The 5,735-nt window shown below is 71.9% G+C and carries 8 protein-coding genes; 4 read left to right on the top strand and 4 right to left on the bottom strand.

Features of this window, described 5'->3' with window-relative positions:
• The 3 genes from B4M60_RS13865 to B4M60_RS13855 all read left to right on the top strand — a co-directional run.
• The coding region (locus B4M60_RS13865) for an MFS transporter (protein WP_291085239.1) at positions 1 to 670 on the top strand (670 nt) is incomplete at its 5' end.
• Between the two features lie 71 nt (positions 671 to 741).
• On the top strand, positions 742 to 1,446 hold the full coding sequence (locus B4M60_RS13860; RefSeq protein ID WP_291085237.1) for an AzlC family ABC transporter permease: 705 nt from the start codon (positions 742 to 744) through the stop codon (positions 1,444 to 1,446).
• Positions 1,443 to 1,781 carry a branched-chain amino acid transporter permease gene (locus B4M60_RS13855; RefSeq protein WP_291085235.1) on the top strand — a complete coding sequence of 113 codons (339 nt, stop codon included), beginning with the start codon at positions 1,443 to 1,445 and terminating at the stop codon, positions 1,779 to 1,781. The genes B4M60_RS13860 and B4M60_RS13855 overlap by 4 nt, the downstream gene beginning before the upstream one ends.
• 18 nt (positions 1,782 to 1,799) lie before the next feature.
• Here the strand turns inward: B4M60_RS13855 and B4M60_RS13850 are convergent, their stop codons facing one another.
• On the bottom strand, positions 1,800 to 3,044 hold the full coding sequence (locus B4M60_RS13850; protein WP_291085232.1) for a cytochrome P450: 1,245 nt from the start codon (positions 3,042 to 3,044) through the stop codon (positions 1,800 to 1,802).
• Positions 3,045 to 3,117: 73 nt separating this feature from the next.
• Between B4M60_RS13850 and B4M60_RS13845 the strand changes: the two genes are divergently transcribed.
• A complete protein-coding gene (locus tag B4M60_RS13845) occupies positions 3,118 to 3,570 on the top strand; it encodes a MarR family winged helix-turn-helix transcriptional regulator (protein ID WP_291085229.1) in 453 nt (150 codons plus the stop codon).
• Positions 3,571 to 3,589: 19 nt separating this feature from the next.
• On the opposite strand, the gene B4M60_RS13840 is transcribed toward B4M60_RS13845, so the two are convergent.
• From B4M60_RS13840 to B4M60_RS13830, 3 genes are all read right to left on the bottom strand, one after another.
• Positions 3,590 to 4,126, bottom strand: a complete 537-nt coding sequence (locus tag B4M60_RS13840; protein ID WP_291085226.1) for a GNAT family N-acetyltransferase — start codon at positions 4,124 to 4,126, stop codon at positions 3,590 to 3,592.
• Between the two features lie 80 nt (positions 4,127 to 4,206).
• On the bottom strand, positions 4,207 to 4,494 hold the full coding sequence (locus tag B4M60_RS13835; RefSeq protein WP_291085223.1) for a hypothetical protein: 288 nt from the start codon (positions 4,492 to 4,494) through the stop codon (positions 4,207 to 4,209).
• A gap of 912 nt (positions 4,495 to 5,406) precedes the next feature.
• Positions 5,407 to 5,735: bile acid:sodium symporter (locus tag B4M60_RS13830; protein WP_291085220.1), on the bottom strand; the 329-nt coding region annotated here is incomplete at its 5' end.

Here is a 5,735-nt window from a genome sequence, read left to right as displayed (position 1 = left end):
CGTCGTCACCGACCCGCCCGCTCCCCCGCCCTCGCCGCTCCGATCCCGGCCGACCGCGACCAGCGCGGCGGACGACGCCCCGGCGGAGGGTTCGCCCTACCGCGGCGCCCGCCACCTGCAGCGCATTCACGGGGTGTCGGTGCTGCTGGTGCTGCCGCAGGGGATGCTGCAGGCGTTCCTGCTGGCGTGGCTGGTGCTCGGGCACGGGTGGTCGGCGGTGTCGGCGGGCGTGGTGGTCACGGTGAGCCAGATCCTGGGCGCGGCGGCCCGGATCGTGATGGGTGCGGTCTCGGACAGGGTCGGATCGCGCATGAGACCGATACGCGGCGTGGCGATCTCGGCGGCCGGCGGACTCGCCGCGCTGGCGGCCGCCGAGGCGCTGGGGGCGCCCGGCGCCGTCGCGGTGACGCTGGCGGTGGTCGCGACGGTCCTCTCGGTCTCGGACAACGGCCTGGCCTTCACCGCCGTCGCCGAATACGCGGGGCCGCGGTGGAGCGGGCGGGCGCTGGGGGTGCAGAACACCGCGCAGTTCGTCGCGATGTCGCTGGCCACCCCCCTGGTCGCCGCGGCGATCGAGCGCGTGGGCTACTGGCCGGTCTTCGCCGGCGCCGCCGTGGCCGCGGCGGCCGCGATCCCGCTGGTGCCGGCCGAGGACCGGCGGCGCACCTGATCGGCCGTCGCCCTGGCGACCCGTCCGCCAGCGGGGGTGAGGCCGCATCGAGGCTGGCTAGACTGCCCGGCGTGTCGAACACCCCCTCCACCAGCGCGGAGATCCGCAAGGGTCTGGCCGACTGCTCGACCGTCGGGTTGGGGTTGGTGCCGCTCGGGCTGGCGTTCGGGGTCCTGCTCACGCAGGCGGGGTTCGACTGGTGGTGGGCGCCGGTGTTCTCGGTGGTGATCTACGCGGGGTCCATGGAGTTCCTCGCGATCGGTCTGCTCACCGCCGTCACCCCCCTGTACTCACTCGCCGCCGCGGCGTTCCTGGTCAACTTCCGTCACGTCTTCTACGGGCTGAGCTTCCCGCTCGACTCGATCCGCTCCCGGGCCGGCCGGCTCTACGCCGTGTACGCGCTCACCGACGAGGCGTACGCGATCACCGCGACCAAGCGCCGCGGGGACATGACCGGCGCCCGGACGCTGACCATCTCGATCGCCTGCCAGGCGCTGTGGGTGGTCCCCGGGATCGTCGGGGCGCTGCTCGGTGCCGCGTTGCCCGAGGGCCTGGACGGGCTGCAGTTCGCGCTGACCGCGCTGTTCGCCGTGCTCGCCGTGGACGCGTGGCGCGCCTCCGGCGATCTGCCCGCGCCGGTGATCGGGCTGGTCTGCGGCCTGGTGGCGGCGTGGGTGGCGCCGGGACAGATGCTGGTCGTGGGCCTGTGCGCGTTCGTGGTGGTGCTCATGCTCCGCTACGCGGTCGCGGCGCCCCGCGGGCGGGACGCCGCGTGACCGCGCCCGTGCCCGGGGCCGGATACGTCCTCGCGGGGCTCGGCGTGATGTTCCTGGTCACGGTGGCCCTGCGGGCGGCCCCGTTCGTCGCGCTCACCCGGCTCCGCGACTCACGGGTCGTGCGCTACCTGGGCCGGACGATGCCCGCCGGCGTGATGGCGGTCCTGGTGGTCTACACCCTCCGCGGCACCACCACCACCACGCCGGAGTCGTGGCTGCCGGCGCTCGCCGCGCTCGCGCTCACCCTGGCCGTGCACCTGGCCTGCCGACGCGCCGCGGCGAGCATCGTGCTGGGCACCGCGACCTACATGTTGCTGCGGGCCTGGCTCGCCTGAGAGTCCGCGGCCGCCGGACTAGCGGGCGACGGGGCAGGTCCCCAGGTCGACCTTCCACTCCACCAGCCCGTTGAGCCACCCGGAGCGCAGGCGCTTGGGGTCGCCGAGCGAGGTGAGGTCGGGGAGGTGGTCGGCGACGGCGTTGAAGATCAGCTCGAGCTGCATCTTGGCGAGGTTCGCGCCGATGCAGAAGTGCGGCCCCTGCCCGCCGAACGTGACGTGCGGGTTCGGATCGCGCAGGATGTCGAACGTGAACGGGTCCTGAAACACGTCCTCGTCGAAGTTCGCCGACGCGTAGCAGAGCAACGCCCGGTCGCCCTTGGGGATGGTGACGCCACCGATCTCCACGTCCTCCATGGCGGTGCGCTGGAACTGGGTGATCGGCGAGGCCCACCGCAGGATCTCGTCGTAGGCGGTCTCGGGCCGCTCCTTCTTGAACAGCTCCCACTGCTCCGGGTGCTCGAGCATGGCCACCATCCCGTGCGTGGTGGCGTTGCGGGTGGTCTCGTTCCCGGCCACCGCCAGCAGGGTGACGAACCAGCCGAACTCGTCGGAGGAGAGGTGCTCGCCGTCGATGTCGGCCTGGACGAGCTTGGTCACGATGTCGTTCTGCGGGTTGGCCGCCCGGGCCTCGGCCATCTTGTTGGCGTAGTCGATGAGTTGCATGGACGCGATGGCCGCGGAGTCCATTCCGCCCGGTGCGTCGTAGCTGGTCATGGTGTTGGACCACTCGAAGATCTTGTGGCGATCCTCCTGCGGCACGCCGAGCAGCTCGGCGATCGCCTGTAGCGGCAGCTCGGACGCGATCGCGGTGACGAACTCGTCGGAGTTGGCGGCGGCCGCCTCGGTGACGATCCTCTGTGCCCGATCGGCGAGCTCGTCCCGCATGCCGGCCACGCCGCGCGGCGTGAAGCCGCGCGAGATGATCCGCCGGTGCTTCTTGTGGATCTCGCCGTCCTCGTTGACCAGCATCTCGCGCTGGGCCTCGATGATCGATCGGTCGGTGCCCTCCGAGAAGCGCGGGATCATGGTGTTCTCGCCGGCCGAGAAGGTCTCGCCCGTCACGCGCGAGATCTCCTTGACGTCGGCGTGCTTGGTGACCAGCCAGTAGTGGTCGTCGTCGAAGCCGTCCGAGCCGCGGCGCTTCTCGACGCGGCGGATCGGCTCGGACCGGCGCAGCTGCCGCCACTCGTCGTGCGGCAGTCGCTTTTCGAACAGGTCCGGGTCGGTGAAGTCGAATCCTGCCGGGATGGTCACGTTCACGGTTGTCTCCTGAGCGACGTCACCCGCCGGGATCGGCGGGACCAGAATGGTGAATGGTGGTAACTATATACACATGGCACTATCCGCGAGTGAGATTCTCGACCGCGCTCTCATGCTGTCCGAGCAGATGTCGGGGTCCATCGCGCGCGCCGCGGCCAACTACGGACTCACGGTGCCGCGGCTGGAGTTGCTGTTCGTGTTGGGGCTGGAGGGCGAGTGCAAACAGGTCGAGCTGGCCACCTACCTCGATTGCTCCCCGCGCCAGGTCACCGCGCTCGTCGACGGGCTCGTGGCCAGCGGGCACGTGGTCCGGAGCATGCCGCCGGATGACCGGCGGGTGCGGTTGATCAACCTCACCGAGGAGTCGCGCCGGATCGTGGACGAGGTGGTGTCGGCGCGCGTGTCGCTGGCGGAGTGGTTGTTCGAGGGGCTCGACGACGACGAGCTGCAGGCCTTCGGCGCGGTCTCGGAGAGGCTGGTCTCGAGGATGAGCGGGCGGGCGCTGGCGCGGCTGGCCGCGCAGTGACGTCCGGCGGCGCGGTCGGTCAGGCGGTGCAGGCCGTGCAGCCGGTGTCCGCGCGGGCGTATTCGGTGAACCCGCGGGAGCGGTAGTTGGGGATCGCGGCGGGGGAGTCGTCGTCGCAGGTGTGCAGCCACACCCGCCGGCACCCCGGCGCCTTCCAGGCGATGCGGGCGACCTCGGAGAGGAACCAGCCGCCCAGGCCCCGGCCGGCGAAGCGGGGCAGGAGCCCGAAGTAGACGATCTCCACGTCGACCCCGTGGTCTGACCCGAGGGGTGCGTCGGCGCCACACGGGCTCATGCGGAGCTCGGCGAACCCGGCGAGGTCCCCCTGGTGGGTCGCGCGGAGGGTGCTCACGCACGCGTCGGTGCAGTAGGAGGCCCAGGTGCCGTCGGACCATTCCAGGCGGTCGACCCAGTTCCAGTCGCCGCCGATCTCGCGGTACATCCGGGAGTTGAGATCGGGCTCGGCGGGGAAGACCCGGGAGATGGTCAGGTCCCGCGGGCGGGCCGGGCGCAGCTGGGAGGGATCGGTCTGCTGCAGGTAGGTCACGCTGGTCATCGCGCTAGTCAAGCACCGGAACCCCGCTGCGATCCACCCGGAGTCGGGCGGCAGCGGGGTCCGGCGGTACGCGCGGAGAGTCAGTTGACGGTGAGGTGGACCCCGGGGATGCCGAGGCCGTTCACCGCACCGGCGACGGCGGTGGCGGCGTTGTTGAACCCGTCCGCGCTGGCGCTCTGCATGGCGGTCCCGGTGAAGGGGTTGGCCGCGGCCGCCCCTCCCAGGCCGATGGCGGAGACCGCGCTTCCGGCGCCGAGGCCCGCGGCGCCGATTCCGGCCGCGAGAGGCGAGACGCCGAGGGCCGCGGCGGGGCCGAGGAACGGCAGGAGAGCCGCGCCGAGTGCGATGAGAAGGGTGATCGGGTCCATGTCCGTGGTCCTTTGTTCTGGGTATCCGGGTGTCAACCGATGGTGATGTTCTTGGGTTGGACGACTGGCGGCGGCTGCACCGGCAGCAGCGGGATGACGATCGCCGGCGGTGCCGGTGCTGCAGGTGGTGCTGCCGGTGGTGGTGCCTGCACCGGTGCAGGCACCGGAGCGGGCGGGGGCGCAGGCGCCGGCGCGGGGATCGGTGCCGGTGCCGGTGCGGCCGGCACCCTCGAGGCCGGGGCCCTGACCGGTGCGACGGCGGGCGGAATCGACGTCGGGGAAGAGGATCTGCTCCTCCCGGGGGACGTCGGAGTCGCGACGGCGACCGGTGCGGTGGAGGTCGGTGCGGTGGATGTCGACCGGGTGGTGGCGGGTGCCCCTGCGGCCATCGACGGGATCGCCGTCGTGGTGGCGGCCAGCCCGGCCTGGTGGGTCGTGGGCTCGACGGAGGCGTCGAGTCGGGCACCCGCCGGCCCTACTCCGCCGAGCCACGCCGCGATGGCGCCGCCTCCGAAGCCGATCAGCGCGAGCCCGGCGAGGACGACGGCCGTCATCCTCGTGCGACCGGGTCCGGTGAGTGTCGCGGTACCGGTCACGTTCGCTCCTCCCGGGTCCGGGTTGCGACCGAGCGACCCCCGATCGCTCGTCGGCGCGAGCCGTCTCAGCTCGTGCGGGGAGAACGCTAAGCCGATGCCCAGGATGCTTTCAATTGCTTTGATCGCTAACTTCCCGGACCGGGCGGCGGGCCTGTGACCTGCTGATATGGCGCCATTCGGGTGGGTCCCGGCGAACGCGCAGATGGGCGGGGCCGCAGGGCTGCGGGGACCTCGCAGGGGGCCGCGGATAAGACCGTGATGATTCGGGTGAAACTGTGATCGGCGTCACGGTCGGCGGCCGCGGGGGAGACCCGCCTCAGTCGCGGCCACCGGCGCCGGTCCCGGCTCGTGCGTACCGCCCGGCCAGCCACGCGCACACGATCAGCTGGATCTGGTGGAACAGCATGAGCGGGAGCACCAGGAGCCCGACCGGCTGGCCGGCGAACAGGACCGCCGCCATCGGCAGTCCGGTGGCCAGCGATTTCTTGGAGCCGCAGAACTGCACGACCCGCCGGTCGCGCTCCTCGAAGCCCAGGACCCGCGAGACCAGCTCGGTCAGCCCCAGCACCACCGCGAGCAACACGACGCACGCGCCGATCAACCAGGCCAGCTGCGTGGGGCCGATCATCGACCAGATCCCGTCGG

The organism is Dietzia sp. UBA5065, assembly GCA_002415925.1.
Taxonomy (GTDB): Bacteria; Actinomycetota; Actinomycetes; order Mycobacteriales; family Mycobacteriaceae; genus Dietzia.
This window is presented reverse-complemented; position numbering and strand designations above follow the sequence as displayed.